A 22,168-nucleotide genomic window follows, 5' to 3' on the forward strand; every position below is an offset into this window, starting at 1 on the left:
CCTGCGCGACGTCTGAGCGTACGGTCCTCGGCGGTGGGCCGGCCCGGCTCGGTAATGTTCCGCTCATGTCACGCCGTGCCCCGCTCCCGCCCCCTCCGCCGCCCGTCGAGCTCCGGGCCTGGCCCGACCGCGAGGCGATGCTCGCCGACCGGGCCGTGGTCCTGGGCGCGTTGGTGAGGATGCACGTGGGGCCGGGACGGTTCGGCCTGCTGGGGATGTGGGCGGCGCTCGCCGCGATCGGCTGGAGCCTGGTGGGCGCCGGGATCGTCATGCTCGAACAGGCCATCGACCTGGTCGACTTCACCAGCGTCATCGGCGGAGGCGTCAGCCTGGTCCTCGGCGCCGCCGTCTTCGTCCCTGCCGCCGTCTTCTTCTGGGTCGGCATCCTCCGGGACCGGAAGGTCCGTGTGCTGCTGGCCTCCTGGGGCGCGCTGGACCGCGACCCGGAGCGCGACCGGCGGCTGCGGATGCCCGGCATGAGCCTCACCTGGCTGCTGCTGTCGTTCCTCCTCGGCGCGGTGGGGCTCGCCCTCTGCGTCATCGGGCCGGCGAGCGCCGAACCGGGCCGGGACACGTACGGCCTGGTCGTCCTGGTGGTGGGCGTCGGCATGGTCGCCTGGCTGACCGCGTTGACGGGGGCGGTGACCGCCCTGGCGCACCGCCGCTGGGTGCTGGGCGTGCTGATGGGCGGCGGTACGGGGCCGGGCGCGGCGGCGGCCGCTCCCGCGCCGGCCACGGGTGGCGGGGCCGGGCCGGTCGCCGGGGCCGGCGTCGCGACGGGCGGCGGCCCCGGCGCGGAGCGGTAAGCCCGTACGCCCGCCCGCCTGGGGGCCCGGCCGCCCAGGAGCCCCACCGTCCTCTGCCCACCGCCGAACCGGGCCCGGGAGAGGACGGACCGCTCGGCGCGCACTCCGCCGCCCCCCGGTGCCGGGTCACGCCTTGCCGCGCCGGGTCGCCGGGTCACGCCTCGCCGCGCCGGGTCGCCGGGCCGCGCCTCGCCGCGCCGGGCGGCTCAGCCCAGCGGACGGCCGATCAGCATGGTCGGGGCCCCGGCCACCCGGGTCAGGAACACCGTCGCCGCGTTGGGCCCCGCCAGCTTCATCCGGCGGCGCACCTCCTCCGGCTCGACCGCCGAGCCGCGCTTCTTGACGGTCAGCACGCCGACCTCCCGCACCCGCAGCAACGCCTTCAACTTCTTCATGTTGAACGGAAGTTGATCGGTGATCTCGTACCCGGAGACGTACGGGGAGGAGTACGGTTCGTCGCTCGTGACGTACGCGATCGTCTCGTCCACCAGCCGCCCCCCGCACCGCTCCACGATGTCGGCGACCAGGTGCGCCCGGATCACCGCGCCGTCCGGCTCGTACAGATAGCGCCCGACCGGGCCCACCGGCGGGGCGGGCAGCGGGGCCGGGGCGGACAGGGTCGCACCGGACGGCAGCAGGGTGGCCCGGAACGCGCCGGGCGCGAAGCCCTCCCCGTACCAGAGCACCGCCTCCTTCACGTCCCCGCCGACCGAGACCCACTCGGCCTCCGCCTCCGGGCCGATCGCCTCGTGCGGGACGCCCGGAGCGATCTTCAGGGCCGCCCGGGGGGCCCGCAGCGCGGCGGCCGTCGCCCAGGACAGCGGCGGCGAGTACGCCTCCGGATCGAAGATCCGCCCGCCCGTCGCCCGGCCTGACGCGCCCCGCGCGCCCCCTCCCCGTGCGCCGCGCCGGGCCGGGTCCACGAAGACCGCGTCGTACGGGGAGGTGTCGATCTCCGTGACATCGGCGCACCGCACCTCGATCAGCCCGTCCAGGCCGAGCGCCCCGGCGTTGGCGCGGGCCACTTCGGCGGTCAGCGGATCGCGGTCCACGGCGAGCACCGAGATCCCGGCGCGGGCCAGTGCGATCGCGTCGCCCCCGATCCCGCAGCACAGGTCCGCTACGCTCCGCACGCCCAGCCCGGCGAACCGGGCCGCGCGGTGGGCGGCGACCGAGGTGCGGGTGGCCTGCTCGACCCCGTCGGGCGTGAAGAACATCCGGTGGGCGTCATCGGCTCCGAACTTCACCGCCGCCCGCTGCCGCAGCCGCGCCTGGCCCAGCGCCGCCGACACCAGCTCCGCCGGATGGGTGCGGCGCAGCCGGGTCGCGGTGGCCAGTTCGTCGGCGGGGTCGTGGTCGCGCAGCCCGGCCAGCAGCTGCTCGCCCTCGGGGGTGCGCAGCGCGGCGAAGGCGGCGCGGGCGGGGTCGTCGGAGGCGGCGGAGGAGGTCGAAGCGTTCACCCGGTCCATTGTGAGCGGTGCGCCGGGGCGACGGCGCCGGAGGTGAGGGCCCCGGGCGCCCTGTGGGCCGCCCGGGGGACCGGGCCCGGCCGCTCGCGGTGTCGGGAGGGGGCGCGGGTCGGCGGCTGGCAGGATGCGGCGCCATGCAGCTAGTACGACAAAAAGAAAAATCACCCATGAAATGGCGCGTAAAGGGCGTTGTCGTGCCGGTGGCCCTCCTGGTCGCCGCCGTCGCCTCCGGATGCGCGGCGCCGGAGAAGGGCGGGGGCGAGACGGCGGCCGGCGGTGGACCCGTGAAGCCCGCCGCCGGCCGGCAGGGCGAGGCGCCCCCGCAGGCCGGGCCTGCCCGTGCCCCGGAGACGTACGCGGAGAAGACCGCGAAGAAGCAGGCCGCCCGGGCCCTCGCCGCGAAGCGGTGGGGGCTCGCCAAGACCCCGCTCGCAGCCCCCGAGCCGCCGCGGGTGAAGCCGCGCATCACCACCCGCCAGGGGTTCGAGGTCCAGGACGACGCGGGGCTCCCACCCGTCTTCACCACGGTCCCGACCAAGGAGAAGATCGTCTTCCTGACGATGGACGACGGGGCCGAGAAGGACCCCGAGCTGCTGCGGATGATGACCGAACTGTCCATTCCCTACAGCGCGTTCCTCAGCGACTACGTCACCAACGACGACTACGGCTACTTCCGGAAGATGCAGCGGCTCGGGGTGGCCCTCAGCAACCACACCCTCAACCACCGCTACCTGCCCGGCCTCTCCGCCGCCGAGCAGAAGCGGGAGATCTGCGGCCAGCAGGAGAAGATGCTGGAGCAGTACGGGAAGCGGCCCACCCTCTTCCGGCCGCCCTACGGCAACTACAACCGCGACACCCTCGTCGCCGCCGAGTCCTGCGGGATCACCGCCGTGCCCCTGTGGGCCTCCGAGGCGTTCCCGGACCGCATGGAGTGGCGCGAGTGGGACCGGGACCTGCACCCCGGCGACATCGTCCTCACCCACTTCCGGGGCGAGGACGACTGGAAGGGCTCGATGCCCGACATGATCCGCCAGGTCATGAAGACCATCACGGACAAGGGCTACGCGGTGGCGAAGCTGGAGGACTACGTCTGACCCCGCCGCGCCCGGGCGGCCCGCCCGGGCCCGGCGTACGGCGTCGTACGGAACCCCGCGCGCCCTCCCCGCGTTGTCCCACCGGCGGCTCCGCGGAGCCCGGGTGGGGTGGCGGGGGCGGTTGCGCCGGGCCCGGGCCGGGGCGGCGCGAGGGTGGTGAATTGGCACTCCGCTTGACCGAGTGCTAATCGCGGTCATAGTCTCAGGTCTGGCACTCCCCCCTGGAGAGTGCCAGCACCACTCTGCGCGACAGGGCAGGTCCGGCACCCGCGACGACGGATCGGTCCGATCGCCTCCCACTGACTGTTAAACCCCGTGAGATCTCCGAAGGGGGAGACCGGATCGTGTCGACCACCAGCTCCAAGGTTGCGATCAAGCCGCTCGAGGACCGCATTGTGGTCCAGCCGCTCGACGCCGAGCAGACCACGGCTTCCGGCCTGGTCATTCCGGACACCGCGAAGGAGAAGCCCCAGGAGGGCGTCGTCCTCGCCGTTGGCCCGGGCCGCTTCGAGAACGGCGAGCGGCTCCCGCTCGACGTCAAGACCGGCGACGTCGTCCTGTACAGCAAGTACGGCGGCACCGAGGTGAAGTACAACGGCGAGGAGTACCTCGTCCTCTCGGCCCGCGACGTCCTCGCGATCATCGAGAAGTAATTCACCCACGTTTGCTTGTGTTCTGCGCCCCTGGCCCCCAGCGACTGACTAGCCGGGCGGCGAGGGGCGCAGTTCGTTCGAGAGGGAAGTACAGCCCATGGCGAAGATTCTGAAGTTCGACGAGGACGCCCGTCGCGCCCTTGAGCGCGGCGTCAACAAGCTTGCCGACACGGTCAAGGTGACGATCGGCCCCAAGGGCCGCAACGTCGTCATCGACAAGAAGTTCGGCGCTCCCACCATCACCAACGACGGTGTCACCATCGCGCGCGAGGTCGAGCTCGACGACCCGTACGAGAACCTGGGCGCCCAGCTCGTCAAGGAGGTGGCGACCAAGACCAACGACGTAGCGGGTGACGGCACCACCACCGCGACCGTCCTGGCCCAGGCGCTCGTCCGCGAGGGTCTGCGCAACGTCGCCGCGGGCGCCTCTCCGGCCGCCCTGAAGAAGGGCATCGACGCCGCCGTCAAGGCCGTCTCCGAGGAGCTCCTCGCGACCGCCCGTCCGATCGACGACAAGGCCGACATCGCCGCCGTGGCCGCGCTCTCCGCGCAGGACCCGCAGGTCGGCGAGCTCATCGCGGACGCGATGGACAAGGTCGGCAAGGACGGTGTCATCACCGTCGAGGAGTCCAACACCTTCGGCCTGGACCTGGAGTTCACCGAGGGCATGGCCTTCGACAAGGGCTACCTGTCCCCGTACATGGTGACCGACCAGGAGCGTATGGAGGCCGTCCTCGACGACCCGTACATCCTGATCCACCAGGGCAAGATCGGCTCCATCCAGGAGCTGCTCCCGCTCCTGGAGAAGGTCATCCAGGCCGGCGCCTCCAAGCCGCTCCTGATCATCGCCGAGGACGTCGAGGGCGAGGCGCTCTCCACCCTCGTCGTCAACAAGATCCGCGGCACGTTCAACGCCGTCGCGGTGAAGGCCCCGGGCTTCGGCGACCGCCGCAAGGCCATGCTCGGCGACATCGCCACCCTCACCGGTGCGACCGTCATCGCCGAGGAGGTCGGCCTCAAGCTCGACCAGGCCGGTCTGGACGTGCTCGGCACCGCCCGCCGCGTCACCGTCTCCAAGGACGACACGACCATCGTCGACGGCGGCGGCAACGCCGAGGACGTCAAGGGCCGCGTCAACCAGATCAAGGCCGAGATCGAGTCCACGGACTCCGACTGGGACCGCGAGAAGCTCCAGGAGCGCCTCGCGAAGCTGGCCGGCGGCGTGTGCGTCATCCGCGTCGGCGCCGCCACCGAGGTGGAGCTCAAGGAGAAGAAGCACCGCCTCGAGGACGCCATCTCCGCCACCCGCGCCGCGGTCGAGGAGGGCATCGTCTCCGGCGGTGGCTCCTCCCTCGTCCACGCCGTGAAGGTCCTGGAGGGCAACCTCGGCAAGACCGGCGACGAGGCCACCGGTGTCGCGGTCGTCCGCCGCGCCGCCGTCGAGCCGCTGCGCTGGATCGCCGAGAACGCCGGCCTGGAGGGTTACGTCATCACCTCCAAGGTCTCCGAGCTCGACAAGGGCCAGGGCTTCAACGCCGCCACCGGCGAGTACGGCGACCTGGTCAAGGCCGGCGTCATCGACCCGGTCAAGGTCACCCGCTCCGCCCTGGAGAACGCCGCGTCCATCGCGTCGCTGCTGCTCACGACCGAGACCCTGGTCGTCGAGAAGCCGGCCGAGGAAGAGGCCGACGCCGGTCACGGCGGCCACGGCCACTCCCACTAGTACGGCCCCTACCTCCCGGTACGCCCGAGGCCCGGTGCCCCCGTCGCGGGGGCGCCGGGCCTCGGTGCGTCAGGGACGCGGCGGCGGACGGCGGCGCGCCAGGGCGCCGGTACGGTACGGGGGCTACCGCGGGCCGTACTTCCGCCCCGTCCGCGAGGTGACCCCGCCGAGCAGGCCCCGCGGGGCGATCTTCACCAGCCCCATCAGCGCCTTGTAGCGCGGGTCCGGGACCGACACGGTCTTCCCCCGGGCCAGGTCCTCCAGCGCCGAGGCCACCAGCTTGTCCGCGTCGAGCCACATCCAGCCCGGGATGTTGTCCGTGCCCATCCCGGCCCGCTCGTGGAACTCCGTACGGACGAATCCGGGGCACAGCGCCATCAGCCGCACCCCCGACCCGGCCAGGTCCCGCGCCGCGCCCTGGGTGAACTGCACCACCCACGACTTGGACGCCCCGTACGTACCGCGCGGCACGAACGCCGCGACGGACGCCACGTTGACGACCCCGCCCCGGCCCCGCTCCTTCATCCCGGCGACCGCCGCCGCCGTCAGCCGCAGCACCGCCTCGCAGTGCACCTTGAGCATCGTCAGCTCATCGGCCATGGACACCTCCAGGAAGCGCCCCTTGTTGCCGAACCCGGCGTTGTTGACCAGCAGGTCGACCGGGTGTCTGCGGTCCGCGAGCCGCTTCTCGACCGCCTCGATGCCGCCGTCCGTGGACAGGTCGGCGCTCAGCACCTCGGCCTCGATGCCGTGCCGGTCGTGCAGTTCGGTGGCCTGGTCGCGCAGCCGCTCGGTGTCCCGCGCCACCAGCACCAGGTTGTGCCCCTGGGCCGCGAGCCGCCGCGCGAACGCGGCCCCGATGCCCGCCGTCGCGCCCGTGATCAGTGCAGTCGTCATACGCGGCACGTTAGTGCCCCGCGTGCTCCGACGGCGCACCCGCCTGCCGCCCCTGCTCCACCACCACGAACCGGCCCGACACCACGGGTCAGGGAGACCCCGGCGCGAAGGACAGCATGCGGGCCTCGCGCACAGGCTTGTGGTTCTCGTCCCCGCTCATGTGCGTCGGCGTCAGCACGAGCCGTCCGTCCACGTACGCGGTATGCGCGGAGAACATCTCGTACTCCCACCGGGCGGTCGCCGCCGGGTGCTTCACGACCTCCGTCTCCGTGCCGACGCCGCGCGGGCCCATCAGGAAGGTCCGGCCCGGGCTGCTGGGGCCGGCCGCCTCGTAGATGCGCATCGCGTTGCCGTCCTCCGCGCGCAGGGGGTAGAGCGTCCGCATCCGGTTGTCCTTGATCCCCCACAGGAACTTCCCGGTCCTCACGTCGTACGCGCCGACCTGGTTCTGGCCGCCCAGCATGATCAGGCCCTTGCCGACCGAGGCGCCCCGGCAGGGCTGGATGTCCCCGCCGGAGCCGGTGCCGGCGCACTCCTCGAACCCCTTGCCCCGGGCGTCGAAGGTGACGCGGTGCTTGCCTCCGGGGTCCAGGACCGTGATCCGCCAGTCGGATGCGGTGTCCTTGTCGTTGAAGATGGTGAAGACGACCGGATCCATGGAGATCAGGCTGCCGAACCTCCAGCCCGCTTCGGTCCGGTAGCGCCACAGGACCTTGCCGGTGTGCGGGTCGAGCTCGCGTACCTGGCCGTAGTTCGTGCCCCGTTCGACGGCGACCATGCACTCGGAGCTCACCAGGAGCCGGGAAGCGCCGCCCGCCACGTCGTCCGGGACGCACTTCCCCTTGTTCTCCCGGGGGATCTCGTAGAGCTTGCTCCCGTCGCTCATCCGGTAGGTGACGGCCACCATGCCCCGGGCGACGGAGAGCACGTCGCCGCTGATGGCGCTGTAGACGATGAAGGTGCTGTTCCTGTCACCGGGCTCGTCCAGCTCCTTGCTCCACCCCTGCTTCCCGGTCTTCAGATCGATCATCTGCATCTGGTTGCAGAGGTTGCTCCGCTCGTTGTCCGGCCGCTCGTGACGGAACACCACGACCTTGCCGTCCGGCGTGGGGTCGGCCGGGGTCTCGCACACGGCGGAGGGCAGCGTCACGCTCCAGAGCTCGGCGCCGTCCGAGAGCCGGTAGGCCGTGACCTTCCGGTACAGCGCCTGGACGGCGGTGTCGCCGACGATCCACAGGTCGTGGACCTTGTTGATCTGCTTGGGTATGTCGGTCTTGTCGTCGGCGATCCACGCCGCCGCCTCGCCCGGCTTCCGGGCGGCGGCGACCTCCTTCGTCGTCGGGATGTGGCTCAGCTTCGGGGCGCCCGCTGCGGGAGCGGACGGGGACGCCGAGGCGGAGGGGCCCGGCGACTTCTTCGCCGCGGGCTTCGCGGGCTCGCCCCGCCCCCAGTCGGTGAGGCCGTACACCCCGCCCGCCACGACCGCGAGCACCAGCGCCACGACGGCGGCGACGACCGGGCCCCGGCCGAACCGGCGGCGGCCCGGCGGCGGGGGAGGCGTCGGCGGCCCGTAGCCCGCCCCCGCCGGCTGCGGCGCCCCGTGCCCCTGCGGCGTACCGGGCTCCGAGACGTACGGATTACCGGGGACGGGCTGCTGCGGCGGGCCCGGCGTGTACCAGGGCTGCTGCGGGTCGGGCATGGTCTTCTCCCTGAGACGTGCCGCTCGGCTCGGCATCTGATGAACGGGCGCGGGTCACTGGTGGGGGACGCGCCGTGCTCCGCTCCAGTTCCCGGCCGACACGCCGCGCTTCCAGCGGGGGTGACCCCGCGTCACCGGTCGGCGGCGCCGACGGCCTCGTACGGGCCCGTACCGCCGCCGCCTCAGCCCTGCCGCCCGGCGTACTCCCGCGCCTTGCGCAGCGCCTCGGGGTGCAGCGCCTCCCCGGCGGCCAGCAGGGCGGGCAGCAGGGTGCGTTCGGTCGTCACGGCCCGGAACTGCAGGGCGGCGGTGACCTCGTGGTCCGGCCGGTGCACGATCTCGACGGGGTCCCCGGCGCGGACGGTCCCCGGCTCGACCACCCGCAGATAGGCGCCGGTGACGCCCTGCCGGGTGAACCGCCGGACCCACCCCTGCTCGCCGAGGTGGCCGGCGAAGGTCCGGCACGGAATGCGCCCGGAGGTCACCTCCAGCACGAGGTCCGTCCCCACCCGCCAGCGCTCCCCGATCAGCGCGCCGCTGACGTCGAGGCCCAGGGTCGTGAAGTTCTCGCCGAACACCCCGTTGGCGAGCGTCCGGCCGCCCAGTTCCCGCTCCCAGGCGTCCAGGTCCTCACGGGCGTAGGCGTACACCGCCTGGTCGCTGCCGCCGTGGTGGCGCAGGTCGCACACGGTGTCCCCGGCGAGACCGCTCCCGCCGGACCCCTTGGGCCCCGGGTCGCGCACCTCGACGGGGCCGTCCACCGGTCGTTTGTCGATTCCGGTCAGCCCCTGCGGGCCATCGGTGTGGGCGGAGCGGCGGGGGCGGCCGGTGTTCACGGTCAGCAGCTTCATGCGGTCACGCTAGCCGTCCCCCGCCCCCAAGTCATCCGAGATCAACGGGCTCCCTCCCCAAGCGTTCCTTATAGTGGAGGGGTGATCGAAGCCCGCCACCTCCGTGTCCTGCGCGCCGTGTCCACCACCGGCTCGTTCTCCGCCGCCGCCCGCGAACTCGGCTGCACCCAGCCCGCCGTCAGCCAGCAGATGAAGGCCCTGGAGGCGTCGGCCGGGACCACGCTGCTGATCCGCACCGGGCGCGAGATGCGCCTCACGCAGGCCGGCGAGGCGCTGGTACGGCACGCGACGGGCATCCTGGCGGGGCTCACCGCCGCCGAGGAGGAGATCGCCGCCATCGCCGGGCTGCGGGCCGGCCGGGTCCGCCTGGTCTCCTTCCCCAGCGGCAGCTCCACCCTGGTCCCGGGGGCGCTGGCCGCGCTGCGGGCCGAACACCCCGGCACCCGCGTCTCGCTCGTCGAGGCGGAGCCGCCGCGCTCGGTGGACCTGCTGCGCGAGGGCGACTGCGACATCGCCCTGGCGTTCCGCTACGGGGCGGGCGGCGGCGAGTGGGACGACCTGGTGGTCCGGCCGCTGCTCACCGACCGGCTGATCGGCCTGCTCCCGGAGGGGCACCGGCTGGCGGAGGCGGAGAGCGTGTCCATCGGGGAGCTGGCCGGGGAGTCGTGGATCGCGGGCTGCCCGCGCTGCCGCCGTCAGCTGGTCGAGGTCTGCGAGGAGGCCGGGTTCGCCCCGCGCATCGACTTCGCCACCGACGACTACCCGGCGGTGATGGGCCTCGTCGGGGCCGGGCTCGGGGTGGCGGTGCTGCCGGAGCTGGCCGTCGAGACGGTACGCCCCCAGGGGGCCAGAGCCGTGCCGGTCGAGCCCGCCATCGAGCGGGAGATCGTCGCGCTGACCCTGCCGGACCTGGCCCGGGTTCCGGCGGTGGCGGCCACGCTGGACCAGCTCGCGCGCACGGCCGCCCGCTGAGACCGTGCCGGGCCGTGCCGAGCCGTACCGCCCGGCGCCGGCCGCGAGGGGGCGCGGGCCGGAGGACGGAAGGTCCGGAAGGCCGCAGGCGCCGGGGGCGGAGAGCCCGGAGGCCGGAGGGTCCGGAGGCGTCGAAGAAACGTTTCTGCGTTCACATGGCGCGCTCGGGGGTCAGGTGGCGCCGGGGCCCGGGGACGCGGGGTTTCCCGCGGCGGCGGTGATCAGCCGGGTCCGGGCCCGGCCCATCAGCTCCTCGCGCTCGTCCTCGGTCAGGCCGCCCCACACGCCGTAGGGCTCCCGTACGGCCAGGGCGTGCGCGGCGCACTCGGCCCGTACCGGGCAGCGCATGCACACCTCCTTGGCGGAGGTCTCGCGAGCGCTGCGGGCGGCGCCGCGCTCGCCCTCCGGGTGGAAGAACAGGGAGCTGTCCACGCCGCGGCAGGCGGCGAGCAGCTGCCAGTCCCACAGGTCTGCGTTGGGTCCGGGAAGGCGGGAGAAATCTGCCATTGCTTGTCCCCTCGGAGCTGTGCTGCGTCGGAAGCGGCATCTCGACCGTCTGGGATCGACGGCTGCGGTGTGCGGACCGTCGGTGCTCGGTGTGACCGAAGTCTCGACCGTACATCTACGGTGTTAGTAGATGTAAATATGACTGATTGCGAATCTAGCCATAGACACCCTCGAAAGGGAAGAAAAGCTGCCAAATAGGGCACGCCGGAGGGTGAAGATCAAGTTGAGGAGTGAAACATCCGCGCCGCTCTCCTCCGTGTTCGGACCTTCACGTAGAGTGCCGAACTCGGCCGCCCGACCCGTAACTCTTTCGAGTGACCGTCGTTAAGGGAACGGATGCGGTTGACGAATATCCGGCTCGGGCACATGTCCGAGGGGGTCGACCGCACAGGTGACGACTTGATTCAGCCTGGAGGCTCAAGGTGACGCGCATCAGCTGCGGAGGACGGTCATGACATCCGTTCTCGTCTGCGACGACTCCCCGCTCGCCCGAGAAGCGCTCCGTCGCGCGGTGGCCACCGTGCCCGGCGTCGAGCGCGTGACGACGGCTGCCAACGGCGAGGAAGTCCTCCGCCGCTGGGGCGCCGATCGTTCGGATCTGATTCTGATGGACGTACGCATGCCCGGGCTGGGGGGTGTGGAGACGGTCCGCCGCCTGCTCTCCGCCGACCCCGGCGCCCGGATCATCATGCTGACCGTCGCCGAGGACCTGGACGGTGTCGCGCTCGCGGTCGCCGCCGGGGCCCGCGGCTACCTGCACAAGGACGCCTCGCGCGCCGAGCTGCGGGCCACGGTCACCCAGGCGCTGGCCGACCCGACGTGGCGGCTGGCCCCGCGCCGGCTGAGGTCCGCCGAGATGGGGGCGGCCCCCACGCTGACCGCGCGGGAGATCCAGGTGCTCGAAGGCATGAGCCACGGTCGTTCCAACGCGGAGATCGGCCGGGAGCTGTTCCTGTCCGAGGACACCGTCAAGACCCACGCCCGGCGCCTGTTCAAGAAGCTCGGGGCCTCGGACCGCGCTCACGCGGTGGCCCTCGGGTTCCGCTGGGGCCTGGTCCGCTGAGGGCCGGCCCGGACCGCGCCCCGTCCGCCGCTCCGCGGGCGGGGTCACGGAGCGGGCCCGCCGCCCCGCACCCCGCATGAGGGCGCCGGCTCCGGCGCCATGTGACGCTTCCCGGCCGATGACGCATCCTTGAGTCGTGGAGTTCCTCAGGAACGATTCGGTCGAGCGGAAGGGGAGGGCGCAGGACATGACATCCGGCGCACCCGCTCATAACGCTTCGGTGCACAACTCGGGACGTGGTGGAGCGGACCCGACGGCATCAGGGCACCATGGTCCGATGCGCGACGACGAAACCACGGTGATCGGTGCCCTCGTGCACCGGGCCGTCGACGGCGACGCGCAGGCCACCCACGACCTGCTGGCCCACGTCCACCCCCTCGCCCTGCGCTACTGCCGCTCGCGGCTCAACCGCCTCCCCGGTGACGCCCGTCACTTCGTGGAGGACCTGGCGCAGGAGGTCTGCGTCGCGGTGCTGATGGCGCTGCCGCGCTACAAGGACACCGGCAGGCCCTTCGAGGCCTTCGTCTTCGCCATCGCCGGCCACAAGGTCGCCGACCTCCAGCGCGCCGCGATGCGCCATCCCGGCTCGACCGCCGTCCCCTCCGACGAGATGCCGGAGCGGCCCGACGACTCCCTCGGCCCGGAGGAGCGGGCCCTGCTCAGCAGCGACGCCGCCTGGGCCAAGAAGCTGCTGGCCAACCTCCCGGAGAGCCAGCGCGAGCTGCTGGTCCTGCGGGTCGCGGTCGGACTCACCGCCGAGGAGACCGGGCGGATGCTGGGGATGTCGCCGGGCGCGGTCCGGGTCGCGCAGCACCGTGCGCTCAGCAGACTCCGGGCGCTCGCCGAGCAGTAGCCCGGCGCCCGCCGGGCGGACGACGGCCGCCGCGGGGCGCGGAGCAGGTGGGCGCCGGAGGCCGCCGGAGCCGCTTGGTGCGAAGCTACGGAACCGTCAAGTGATCTTGCTCGTGGAATGAGACACCTCCTCGGGCCGTTAGCATGGACATCCGCACCGATCAAGGCCATTTGGGGAAGGTGTCATGACTGCAAACGTCGACGGAGTGCCCGAGAAGTTCGCGACGCTCGGGCTGACCTACGACGACGTGCTGCTGTTGCCCGGCGCGTCCGAGGTCCTGCCCAACGCTGTGGACACCTCCTCGCTCATCTCACGCAACGTACGGGTGAACATCCCCCTGCTGTCCGCCGCCATGGACAAGGTGACCGAGGCCCGCATGGCGATCGCCATGGCCCGGCAGGGCGGCGTCGGCGTGCTGCACCGCAACCTCTCCATCGAGGACCAGGTCAACCAGGTCGACCTGGTCAAGCGGTCCGAGTCCGGCATGGTCACCGACCCGATCACCGTGCACCCCGACGCCACGCTCGGCGAGGCGGACGCGCTCTGCGCGAAGTTCCGCATCAGCGGCGTGCCGGTCACCGACGCCGCGGGCAAGCTCCTCGGCATCGTCACCAACCGGGACATGGCCTTCGAGTCGGACCGCACGCGCCAGGTGCGCGAGGTCATGACGCCGATGCCGCTCGTCACCGGCAAGGTCGGCATCTCCGGCGTCGAGGCCATGGAGCTCCTGCGCCGCCACAAGATCGAGAAGCTGCCGCTGGTCGACGAGGCGGGCCTCCTCAAGGGCCTCATCACGGTCAAGGACTTCAAGAAGGCCGAGCAGTACCCGAACGCGGCCAAGGACGCCGAGGGCCGGCTGCTGGTCGGCGCGGCCGTCGGCGCCAGCCCCGAGGCGCTGGACCGGGCGCAGGCGCTCGCCTCCGCCGGGGTCGACTTCCTGATCGTCGATACCTCGCACGGCCACAACCGCAACGCCCTCGACTGGATGGCGAAGATCAAGTCGAGCGTCGGCGTCGACGTCATCGGCGGCAACGTCGCCACCCGCGACGGCGCGCAGGCGCTGGTCGACGCCGGTGTCGACGGCGTCAAGGTCGGCGTGGGCCCCGGCTCGATCTGCACCACCCGCGTGGTCGCCGGCATCGGCGTCCCGCAGGTCACCGCGATCTACGAGGCCGCGCTCGCCGCACGCGCCGCGGGCGTCCCGGTGATCGGCGACGGCGGCCTCCAGTACAGCGGCGACATCGGCAAGGCGCTGGCCGCCGGCGCCGACAGCGTGATGCTGGGCAGCCTGCTCGCGGGCTGCGAGGAGTCCCCGGGCGAGCTGATGTTCATCAACGGCAAGCAGTTCAAGTCGTACCGGGGCATGGGTTCGCTGGGCGCGATGCAGTCCCGCGGCCAGGGCCGGTCCTACTCCAAGGACCGCTACTTCCAGGCCGAGGTGGCCTCGGACGACAAGCTCGTCCCCGAGGGCATCGAGGGCCAGGTGCCCTACCGCGGTCCGCTGGCCAACGTCCTCCACCAGCTCGTCGGCGGGCTGCGCCAGACCATGGGCTACGTCGGCGCCGCGACGGTCGACGAGATGGAGAGCAAGGGCCGCTTCGTCCGGATCACCTCGGCGGGCCTCAAGGAGAGCCACCCGCACGACATCCAGATGACGGTCGAGGCGCCGAACTACAGCAAGAAGTAACGCGTCGCCGCAGGTGAGGGGCGGTACCGGAGTTCCCGGTACCGCCCCTCGGGGCGTGTCGGGGATACTGGTCAGCGCAGACGCAGAGGGAAAGGCCACACATCGTGACTGAGATCGAGATCGGGCGCGGCAAGCGCGGCCGCCGGGCTTACGCATTCGACGACATCGCCGTCGTTCCGAGCCGCCGCACCCGGGATCCGAAGGAGGTCTCGATCGCCTGGCAGATCGACGCCTACCGCTTCGAGCTGCCGTTCCTGGCCGCTCCGATGGACTCCGTGGTCTCCCCGCAGACCGCGATCCGCATCGGTGAGCTCGGCGGCCTGGGCGTGCTGAACCTGGAAGGGCTGTGGACCCGGCACGCCGACCCGCAGCCGCTGCTGGACGAGATCGCGGAGATGCCGGCCGAGGCCGCCACCCGCCGCCTCCAGGAGATCTACGCCGCTCCCATCCAGGAGGAGCTGATCGGGCAGCGCATCAAGGAGGTGCGCGACTCCGGCGTCGTCACCGCCGCCGCGCTCTCCCCGCAGCGCACCGCCCAGTTCTCCAAGGCGGTCGTGGACGCCGGGGTGGACATCTTCGTCATCCGCGGCACGACGGTCTCCGCCGAGCACGTCTCCGGCGCGGCCGAGCCGCTCAACCTGAAGCAGTTCATCTACGAGCTGGACGTCCCGGTCATCGTCGGCGGCTGCGCCACGTACACCGCCGCCCTGCACCTGATGCGGACCGGCGCGGCCGGCGTCCTCGTCGGCTTCGGCGGTGGCGCGGCGCACACCACGCGCAACGTCTTCGGCATCCAGGTCCCGATGGCCACCGCCGTCGCGGACGTCGCCGGCGCCCGCCGCGACTACATGGACGAGTCCGGCGGCCGGTACGTGCACGTCATCGCGGACGGCGGCGTCGGCTGGTCCGGCGACCTGCCGAAGGCCATCGCCTGCGGTGCGGACGCCGTGATGATGGGCTCCCCGCTGGCCCGCGCCACCGACGCGCCGGGCCGCGGCCGCCACTGGGGCATGGAGGCCGTCCACGAGGACGTGCCGCGCGGCAAGCTGGTCGACCTCGGCTCGGTCGGGACGACGGAGGAGGTCCTCACCGGCCCCTCGCACTCCCCGGACGGCTCGATGAACATCTTCGGGGCCCTGCGCCGCGCGATGGCCACCACCGGCTACAGCGACCTCAAGGAGTTCCAGCGCGTCGAGGTGACGGTGGCGGACTCGCAGCACAGCCGCTGACCCGCCCCGTACGTCCCGTACGTGCGCGAAGGGCCCGGGCCGTCCCGCGAGGGGTTCGGTCCGGGCCCTTCGGCATACCTGCCGTGCGGTGTCAGCGGGCCTTCTTCGCACCGCCGACGGCGGCGATCGCGCCGAGGGCGAGGAAAAGGTACGTCATGAAGTCGGCCTCTTCCGACCACGCCTTCGTCACGGTGTCGAAGTGGTCGCCGACAACCTCGGAGAACGGGATCTGCGCCAGGTCGGCGAGGACCATCGAGATGCCCACGAGCTGGCCGAGGTAGACCGCGCCGACCGAGAAGACGGCCGAGGCGGCGACGATCGCCGGATTGGAGCCGCCGACCTTGCTCGCCGCGAAGCCGACCAGGAAACCGACGCCGACCGCCGCGTAGCCGACCTCACGTTCGATGGAGCCCGCGATCACGCCGTACAGGAGGCCCGCGACGATCGCCACGCCGAGCGCGACACCGATGCCGAGCAGGAGGTTGCCGCGGGCCGGGGGCGCCGGAGTGTAGGGCGCGCCGCCGCCGAACGGGGCTCCTTCGCCGGGCTGCTGACCCGCGAACGGGTTGCCGGAGGGGGCGGGGGGCTGCTGGCCGTAGGGGGTGCCGGACGAGGCGGGGGCCTGCTGGCCGTAGGGGTTGCCGGACGGCGCGGAGGGGGCGCCCTGGTCCGGGCCGCCCGCGTACGGGTTTCCGGCGGCCGGCCGGCCGTAGGGCTGCTGGGGCTGGTTCGGCGGCTGCACGGGCTGACTCACAGTGGGGCTCCCCCTGGGACGACGGCGCACGCATGTGCGGGATCGCACGTGTGTGCGCTCTGTGACGCCGCAGAGTAGCAGCACCCCCCCGATCCGGTCACTGGCAATCTTTCGACGGCCCGTCACGTCTCAATGGGTGGACCGTCACCATCGGGAGAAGGGCCGTCAGCCGCCGGGAGGGCCGTGCGCCGAGGGGTCGCACTACAGCCGGTGGGCGGCCCCCGCCGGGGTGGCTCCCCGGGTGTCCAGGAGGAGTTGGGCCTTCACCGCGAGGCCCTGGAGGTCGTAGGTGCGGTGGTGCTGGAGCAGGACGGTCAGGTCGGCCGCGGCCGCCGCCTCGTACAGCGAGTCGGCGCGCGGGACGGGGCGTTCGCGCACCCGCCAGTCCAGGACGTGCGGATCGTGGTAGCCGATCTGCGCGCCCATCTCCATCAGCCGGGCGGCGATCTCCTGGGCGGGCGCGGCCTCCTGGTCGGCGGAGTCCGGCTTGTAGGTGACGCCGAGCAGCAGGACGCGCGCGCCCCGGACGGACTTGCCGTGCTCGTTCAGGAGGGTGGCGCAGCGCTGGATGACGTAACGGGGCATCCGGTCGTTGATCTCCTGCGCCAGCGAGACCATCCGCAGCGGGTGCCCGGGGGTGTGGGCGCCGTGGGGCAGGCGGCCCGGGTCCACCGGGACGCCGTGTCCGCCGACGCCGGGCCCCGGGCGGAAGGGCTGGAAGCCGAACGGTTTGGTCTCGGCGCACCGGATGACGTCCCAGAGGTCGACGCCCAGCTCGTGGCAGAGCACCGCCATCTCGTTGACCAGAGCGATGTTGACGTGCCGGAAGTTGGTCTCCAGCACCTTCGTCATCTCCGCCTCGCGCGGCCCCCGGGCCCGTACGACCTTGTCGGTGAGCCGTCCGTAGAAGGCGGCGGCCGACTCGGTGCAGGCGGAGGTGAGGCCGCCGATGACCTTGGGCGTGTTGGCCAGGGTGTGGGTGCGGTTGCCGGGGTCGAGCCGGCTGGGGGAGCAGGCGAGGTGGAAGTCGCGCCCGGCGACGAGCCCGGAGCCCTCTTCGAGCAGGGGGCGCAGGAAGTCCTCGGTGGTGCCGGGCGGAACGGCGGATTCCAGCAGCACGGTGGTGTGCGGGCGCAGCCGGGCGGCGAGCGCGCGGGCGGCGTCGCCGAGGGCGGTGAGGTCGAGGGTGCGGTCGGGGCCGAGCGGGGTGGGGGAGCAGATCACGGCGGTGCGGACCCGGCCCAGCTCGGCGGCGTCGGTGGTGGGCCGGAAGCCGCCGGAGAGCATGCGGCGGACCTCGGACGCGGTGAGGGTGCCCTCGACGGGTGTGCGGCCCGCCCGCAGCTCCGTGTACGGGCGGGTGTCGGGGTCGTAGCCGACGGTGTCGATGCCTGCGGTCACGGCGGCCTGGGCGAGGGGCAGGCCGAGGTGACCGAGTCCGATGACGGCGAGGTCTGCTGGCATAGGAGGAGCCCCCGTAACGGCGGAGAACGAAGATCGCAACTGCTGTGGACAGCGCAATGTCAGACTAGGCGTAAATATGACCTATATGTCGCATTGCGGGGCTCCGGTCGCCGGGGTGTTGTCCACAGGCGGTGGCTGAAGTCGCGGACCGCGGACAGAATCGAGGAGTGGACACGGGCGGCCGGCCCCTCGGCCGGGTGGCACTCCCGTGTCCGACCACCCCGATCCACCGGGAGGCAGCAGTGAGGACAGCGACACTGGGACCTGTCGAGCGCGTCGAAGCGCTCGCCGCCATGGCCGCGCGCGAACTGGACGTGCTGGTCGTGGGGGCGGGCGTGGTCGGCGCGGGCACGGCGCTGGACGCCACCACCAGAGGGCTGAGGACCGGGCTGGTCGAGGCGCGCGACTGGGCTTCCGGCACCTCCAGCAGGTCGAGCAAGCTGATCCACGGCGGGCTGCGCTATCTGGAGATGCTCGACTTCGCCCTGGTCCGCGAGGCCCTCAAGGAGCGCGGCCTGCTCCTGGAGCGGCTCGCCCCGCACCTGGTGAAGCCCGTGCCCTTCCTCTACCCCTTGCAGCACAAGGGGTGGGAACGGCTCTACGCGGGCTCCGGCGTCGCGCTGTACGACGCGATGTCGGTCTCCTCCGGCCACGGTCGCGGTCTGCCCGTCCACCGCCACCTCTCCCGCAAGCGCGCCCTGCGGGTGGCCCCCGCCCTGCGGAAGGACGCCCTGGTCGGCGCCCTCCAGTACTACGACGCCCAGATGGACGACGCCCGCTTCGTCACCGAGCTGGTGCGCACCGCCGCCTCCTACGGGGCCCGCGTGGCGAACCGGGCGCGGGTCACCGGCTTCCTCCGGGAGGGCGAGCGGGTCGTGGGGGCGCTCGTGCGGGACACCGAGGGCGGCCGGGAGTACGAGATCCGGGCCAAACAGGTGGTCAACGCCACCGGCGTGTGGACCGACGACACCCAGGGGCTCATCGGCGAGCGCGGCCAGTTCCACGTCCGCGCCTCCAAGGGCATCCACCTGGTCGTCCCCAAGGACCGCATCCACTCCTCGACCGGCCTCATCCTGCGGACCGAGAAGTCCGTCCTCTTCGTCATCCCCTGGGGCCGGCACTGGATCATCGGCACCACGGACACCGACTGGGACCTGGACAAGGCCCACCCGGCCGCCTCCAGCGCCGATATCGACTACCTCCTGGAGCACGTCAACGCCGTCCTCAACACCCCCCTGACCAGGGACGACGTCGAGGGCGTCTACGCCGGGCTGCGACCGCTGCTGGCCGGCGAGTCGGATGCCACCAGCAAGCTGTCCCGCGAGCACACGGTGGCCCACCCGGCCCCCGGCCTGGTCGTCGTGGCGGGCGGCAAGTACACGACGTACCGGGTCATGGCCGAGGACGCGGTGGACGAGGCGGTGCACGGCCTCGACCAGCGGGTCGCCGCCTGCGTCACCGAGGACACCCCGCTGGTCGGCGCCGAGGGGTACCGGGCCCTGTGGAACGCGCGCGCCCGGATCGCGGACCGGACCGGGCTCCACGTCGTCCGGGTGGAGCATCTGCTCAACCGGTACGGCTCAATGACCGAGCAGATTCTGGAACTGATCCTCGCGGACCCCGTCCTGGGCGAACCGCTGCCCGCCGCCGATGACTACCTGCGGGCCGAGATCGTCTACGCGGCCTCCCACGAGGGCGCCCGCCACCTCGACGACGTGCTGACCCGGCGGACCCGGATCTCCATCGAGACCTTCGACCGGGGCACCCGCAGCGCCCGCCTCTGCGCGGAGCTGATGGCCCCGGTGCTGGGCTGGGACCAGGAGCGGATCGACCAGGAGGTCGAGCACTACGAGAAGCGGGTGGAGGCCGAACGCGAATCGCAGCGGCAGCCCGACGACCTCACGGCGGACGCGGCCCGGCTCGGGGCGCCGGACATCGTGCCGGGCTGATCCGGACGGCGGTCTGCTTCGGCGTTCGTGCCGGGCTGGTCCGGACGGCGGTCTGCTTCGGTGAGTGTGCGGGGCTGATCCGGACGGCGGTCTGCTTCGGCGGAGGGGTGATCACCACCCTTCGGTCCCGGGCCAGTTGGGCTTCACCGGCCCTTCGGGCCCGGGCCGCCCCCGTTTCCCCGGCCGGGTGGAGCGGGGGCGCGCGTCCGGTCCGGCCTGGACGGGAGGGCCCGGTAGGGAGGAGGCTGTGGGGGATTCCCTCCCGGGCCGTGTCGCGGCGGACCCCGGACCCGGCACCAGGACCGGTCCCGGGGTGAGGGACAATGAACGCTCTGCCAGGGCGGGTTGATCGCAGAGGGGACGCATGTCGGAGGCGGAGCAGGCACGGGAGCCCCAACGGGACAAGGACGGTCGTCTCCTCGCGGGGCGCTACCGGCTCGGTGAGGTGCTCGGCCGGGGCGGCATGGGCACGGTCTGGCGCGCCGACGACGAGACGCTCGGCCGCACGGTCGCCGTGAAGGAACTGCGGTTCCCCTCGGCGATCGACGAGGAGGAGAAGCGCCGCCTGATCACGCGCACCCTGCGCGAGGCCAAGGCGATCGCGCGCATCCGCAACAACAGCGCGGTGACCGTCTACGACGTGGTCGACGAGGACGACCGCCCGTGGATCGTCATGGAGCTGATCGAGGGCAAGTCGCTCGCCGAGGCGATCCGCGAGGACGGCACGCTGACGCCGAGACGCGCCGCCGAGGTCGGACTCGCCATCCTCGACGTGCTGCGCTCCGCGCACCGCGAGGGCATCCTGCACCGCGACGTGAAGCCGTCCAACGTGCTGATCGCCGAGGACGGGCGCGTCGTGCTCACCGACTTCGGCATCGCCCAGGTCGAGGGCGACCCCTCGGTCACCTCCACGGGCATGCTCGTCGGCGCCCCTTCGTACATCTCGCCGGAGCGGGCGCGCGGCCACAAGCCCGGCCCGCCCGCCGACCTGTGGTCCCTCGGCGGACTGCTGTACGCGAGCGTCGAGGGCTGCCCGCCGTACGACAAGGGTTCGGCCATCGCCACCCTGACCGCGGTGATGACCGAGCCGCTCGACCCGCCGAAGAACGCCGGGCCGCTCACCGACGTCATCTACGGGCTGCTCGAACGGGACCCCGAGCAGCGGCTCGACGACGCCGGGGCGCGGGCGTTGCTCAACGCCGTCGTCAACGCGCCCGACGCCCCGGCCCCCGCTCCGGTGGACTCGACCCAGATCATGGCCGTTCCGCCGGCCCCCGCCCTCGACCCCCTCGTGAAGCGGGCGCCGAAGCCCAAGGCCGTGAAGCCGCCGAAGCAGTCCACCGGACCGGGCGAGACCGGCGAGGGCGCCCGCGACCGGCTGCGCGGAGCCCTGCGTTCCGTACGGAACGCGAAGACCCCGGCCGTCGCCGCGGGAGCCGCCGCGGGCGCGGCCGCCGCCGGGGCCCCGGCCGCGGCCGCCGGAACGCCCGTCGCGCCGCCCAAGCCCCCCGCCCCGCCCGGGACTTCCGCCACCGGTGCGAAGCCCGCGGTGGCCACGGCGTCCGCGGCGGGGGCCGCGAAGGGGGCCGCCGCCTCCGGCGCCGCCGCGTCCACGACGACGGCGAGCCCTTCCGTACCGGGCCGGCGTCCGCCGTACGGTCCCGCCTCCACCCGTGCCTCGATCACCGACGTGGTGCCCCGCCGCACCCTCGCGATCATCGCGGCCGTCGTCGCCCTCGCCATCCTCGGCACGGTCCTCGCCCTCACCCTGGGCGGTGAGGACCCGGGCAAGGGCGGCAAGGGCGGCACCGCCGCGTCGGCCGGCGCCGACGGCAAGGGCGAGGACACGGGCGGCGGTTCGGCCGGGGAGAAGGGCGGCGGCCAGAAGGAGGGCCAGGGCACGGACGACGGCCGCGCCTCCGCCGACCCCTCGGGCGACGCCTCCGACGCCCCGAAGACAGGCGGTCCCGAGGACGAGGAGGGGGACGGGTCCGGTCGGGGCGACGCCCTGCCCGCGGGCTACCGGGAGATCACCGACAGCCGGTTCCACTTCACCATGGCGATGCCCGGAGACTTCAAGCGCACCGGGATCGCGGGCAGCAACTCCGGCGGTATCTACAACGTCCGCCGGGGCAGCTTCCCCCGCGTCCAGGTCGACTTCAACAGCTCGCCCCGGGACGACGCGGCGGCCGCCTGGCGCGGAGCGGTCGGCAGCGCCAAGCTCCTCAGCGACGGCTACAAGCACGGCAGCATAAAGAAGGTCGAGTACAACGGTTATCCGACCGTCGCGGACTGGACGTTCGAGCGCAGCCACAACGGCGTCCGGGTCCGGGTGCTCAACCGGGGCTTCAAGGTGGACGCCGGGCGCGGCTACTCGATCATGATCAGCTGCAGGATCGACGCGTGGGACGGCGAGGAGTGCAGGACGCTCCGCGACACGGCGTTCGGCACGTTCACGCCCACGAAGTGACCGCCGCGCCCCGGGAGGGGTGACGGGT

The 22,168-nt window shown here is 72.8% G+C and carries 18 protein-coding genes; 11 read left to right on the plus strand and 7 right to left on the minus strand.

Translation table 11 applies throughout. From position 1 onward, the window contains the following. Positions 1-65: 65 nt before the first annotated feature. Positions 66-806 carry a hypothetical protein gene (locus tag ACH4K1_RS02375; RefSeq protein ID WP_398085641.1) on the plus strand — a complete coding sequence of 247 codons (741 nt, stop codon included), beginning with the start codon at positions 66-68 and terminating at the stop codon, positions 804-806. 206 nt (positions 807-1,012) lie between these two features. Here ACH4K1_RS02375 and ACH4K1_RS02380 read toward each other — a convergent pair whose 3' ends face one another. Further along, the gene (locus ACH4K1_RS02380; RefSeq protein ID WP_398085644.1) at positions 1,013-2,275 is read right to left on the minus strand and encodes a methyltransferase domain-containing protein; all 1,263 of its coding nucleotides are present in this window, start codon (positions 2,273-2,275) and stop codon (positions 1,013-1,015) included. 167 nt (positions 2,276-2,442) lie between these two features. On the opposite strand from ACH4K1_RS02380, the gene ACH4K1_RS02385 reads away from it, so the two are divergent. From ACH4K1_RS02385 to groL, 3 genes are all read left to right on the plus strand, one after another. Beyond that, positions 2,443-3,369: a polysaccharide deacetylase family protein gene (locus ACH4K1_RS02385; RefSeq protein WP_398085646.1), complete on the plus strand. Its 927-nt coding sequence runs from the start codon at positions 2,443-2,445 to the stop codon at positions 3,367-3,369. Positions 3,370-3,713: 344 nt separating this feature from the next. Then, positions 3,714-4,022, plus strand: a complete 309-nt coding sequence (gene groES, locus ACH4K1_RS02390) for a co-chaperone GroES (protein ID WP_028439209.1) — start codon at positions 3,714-3,716, stop codon at positions 4,020-4,022. 97 nt (positions 4,023-4,119) lie between these two features. Then, positions 4,120-5,745, plus strand: coding sequence for a chaperonin GroEL (gene groL, locus ACH4K1_RS02395; protein ID WP_398085649.1), 1,626 nt, complete (start codon positions 4,120-4,122; stop codon positions 5,743-5,745). A 123-nt stretch (positions 5,746-5,868) separates the two neighbouring features. Here the strand turns inward: groL and ACH4K1_RS02400 are convergent, their stop codons facing one another. From ACH4K1_RS02400 to ACH4K1_RS02410, 3 genes are all read right to left on the minus strand, one after another. After that, positions 5,869-6,642 (minus strand): SDR family NAD(P)-dependent oxidoreductase, encoded by a 774-nt coding sequence (locus tag ACH4K1_RS02400; RefSeq protein ID WP_398085651.1) that lies wholly within the window; start codon positions 6,640-6,642, stop codon positions 5,869-5,871. 88 nt (positions 6,643-6,730) lie between these two features. Next, positions 6,731-8,341 carry a PQQ-binding-like beta-propeller repeat protein gene (locus tag ACH4K1_RS02405; RefSeq protein ID WP_398085653.1) on the minus strand — a complete coding sequence of 537 codons (1,611 nt, stop codon included), beginning with the start codon at positions 8,339-8,341 and terminating at the stop codon, positions 6,731-6,733. Positions 8,342-8,523: 182 nt separating this feature from the next. Then, complete coding sequence (locus ACH4K1_RS02410) at positions 8,524-9,192, minus strand: MOSC domain-containing protein (RefSeq protein ID WP_398085655.1); 669 nt, start codon at positions 9,190-9,192, stop codon at positions 8,524-8,526. Positions 9,193-9,273: 81 nt separating this feature from the next. Here ACH4K1_RS02410 and ACH4K1_RS02415 point away from each other — a divergent pair, with 81 nt between their 5' ends. Continuing rightward, positions 9,274-10,164, plus strand: a complete 891-nt coding sequence (locus tag ACH4K1_RS02415) for a LysR family transcriptional regulator (protein WP_398085657.1) — start codon at positions 9,274-9,276, stop codon at positions 10,162-10,164. Between the two features lie 171 nt (positions 10,165-10,335). Here the strand turns inward: ACH4K1_RS02415 and ACH4K1_RS02420 are convergent, their stop codons facing one another. Then, positions 10,336-10,671: a WhiB family transcriptional regulator gene (locus tag ACH4K1_RS02420; protein ID WP_398085658.1), complete on the minus strand. Its 336-nt coding sequence runs from the start codon at positions 10,669-10,671 to the stop codon at positions 10,336-10,338. A gap of 451 nt (positions 10,672-11,122) precedes the next feature. On the opposite strand from ACH4K1_RS02420, the gene ACH4K1_RS02425 reads away from it, so the two are divergent. The 4 genes from ACH4K1_RS02425 to ACH4K1_RS02440 all read left to right on the plus strand — a co-directional run bounded on the left by ACH4K1_RS02425 (position 11,123) and on the right by ACH4K1_RS02440 (position 15,503). Further along, complete coding sequence (locus tag ACH4K1_RS02425) at positions 11,123-11,734, plus strand: response regulator transcription factor (RefSeq protein WP_003948568.1); 612 nt, start codon at positions 11,123-11,125, stop codon at positions 11,732-11,734. Positions 11,735-12,011: 277 nt separating this feature from the next. Continuing rightward, positions 12,012-12,587 carry a sigma-70 family RNA polymerase sigma factor gene (locus ACH4K1_RS02430; RefSeq protein ID WP_006126954.1) on the plus strand — a complete coding sequence of 192 codons (576 nt, stop codon included), beginning with the start codon at positions 12,012-12,014 and terminating at the stop codon, positions 12,585-12,587. A 184-nt stretch (positions 12,588-12,771) separates the two neighbouring features. Continuing rightward, positions 12,772-14,274: an IMP dehydrogenase gene (gene guaB / locus ACH4K1_RS02435; RefSeq protein WP_398085660.1), complete on the plus strand. Its 1,503-nt coding sequence runs from the start codon at positions 12,772-12,774 to the stop codon at positions 14,272-14,274. A gap of 104 nt (positions 14,275-14,378) precedes the next feature. Further along, entirely contained in the window at positions 14,379-15,503 is a 1,125-nt protein-coding gene (locus ACH4K1_RS02440; protein ID WP_398085663.1) for a GuaB3 family IMP dehydrogenase-related protein, read from the plus strand. Positions 15,504-15,594: 91 nt separating this feature from the next. Here ACH4K1_RS02440 and ACH4K1_RS02445 read toward each other — a convergent pair whose 3' ends face one another. Beyond that, positions 15,595-16,257, minus strand: a complete 663-nt coding sequence (locus ACH4K1_RS02445; protein WP_398085666.1) for a hypothetical protein — start codon at positions 16,255-16,257, stop codon at positions 15,595-15,597. 201 nt (positions 16,258-16,458) lie between these two features. After that, positions 16,459-17,721, minus strand: coding sequence for a nucleotide sugar dehydrogenase (locus ACH4K1_RS02450; protein ID WP_398085668.1), 1,263 nt, complete (start codon positions 17,719-17,721; stop codon positions 16,459-16,461). A 242-nt stretch (positions 17,722-17,963) separates the two neighbouring features. On the opposite strand from ACH4K1_RS02450, the gene ACH4K1_RS02455 reads away from it, so the two are divergent. Together ACH4K1_RS02455 and ACH4K1_RS02460 are read left to right on the plus strand one after the other, a co-directional pair. After that, the gene (locus ACH4K1_RS02455) at positions 17,964-19,670 is read left to right on the plus strand and encodes a glycerol-3-phosphate dehydrogenase/oxidase (RefSeq protein ID WP_228993279.1); all 1,707 of its coding nucleotides are present in this window, start codon (positions 17,964-17,966) and stop codon (positions 19,668-19,670) included. A gap of 364 nt (positions 19,671-20,034) precedes the next feature. Beyond that, entirely contained in the window at positions 20,035-22,140 is a 2,106-nt protein-coding gene (locus tag ACH4K1_RS02460; RefSeq protein WP_398085671.1) for a serine/threonine-protein kinase, read from the plus strand. Positions 22,141-22,168: the final 28 nt, after the last annotated feature.

It is taken from the genome of Streptomyces sp. NPDC017448 (assembly GCF_044330565.1).
Lineage (GTDB): Bacteria > Actinomycetota > Actinomycetes > Streptomycetales > Streptomycetaceae > Streptomyces.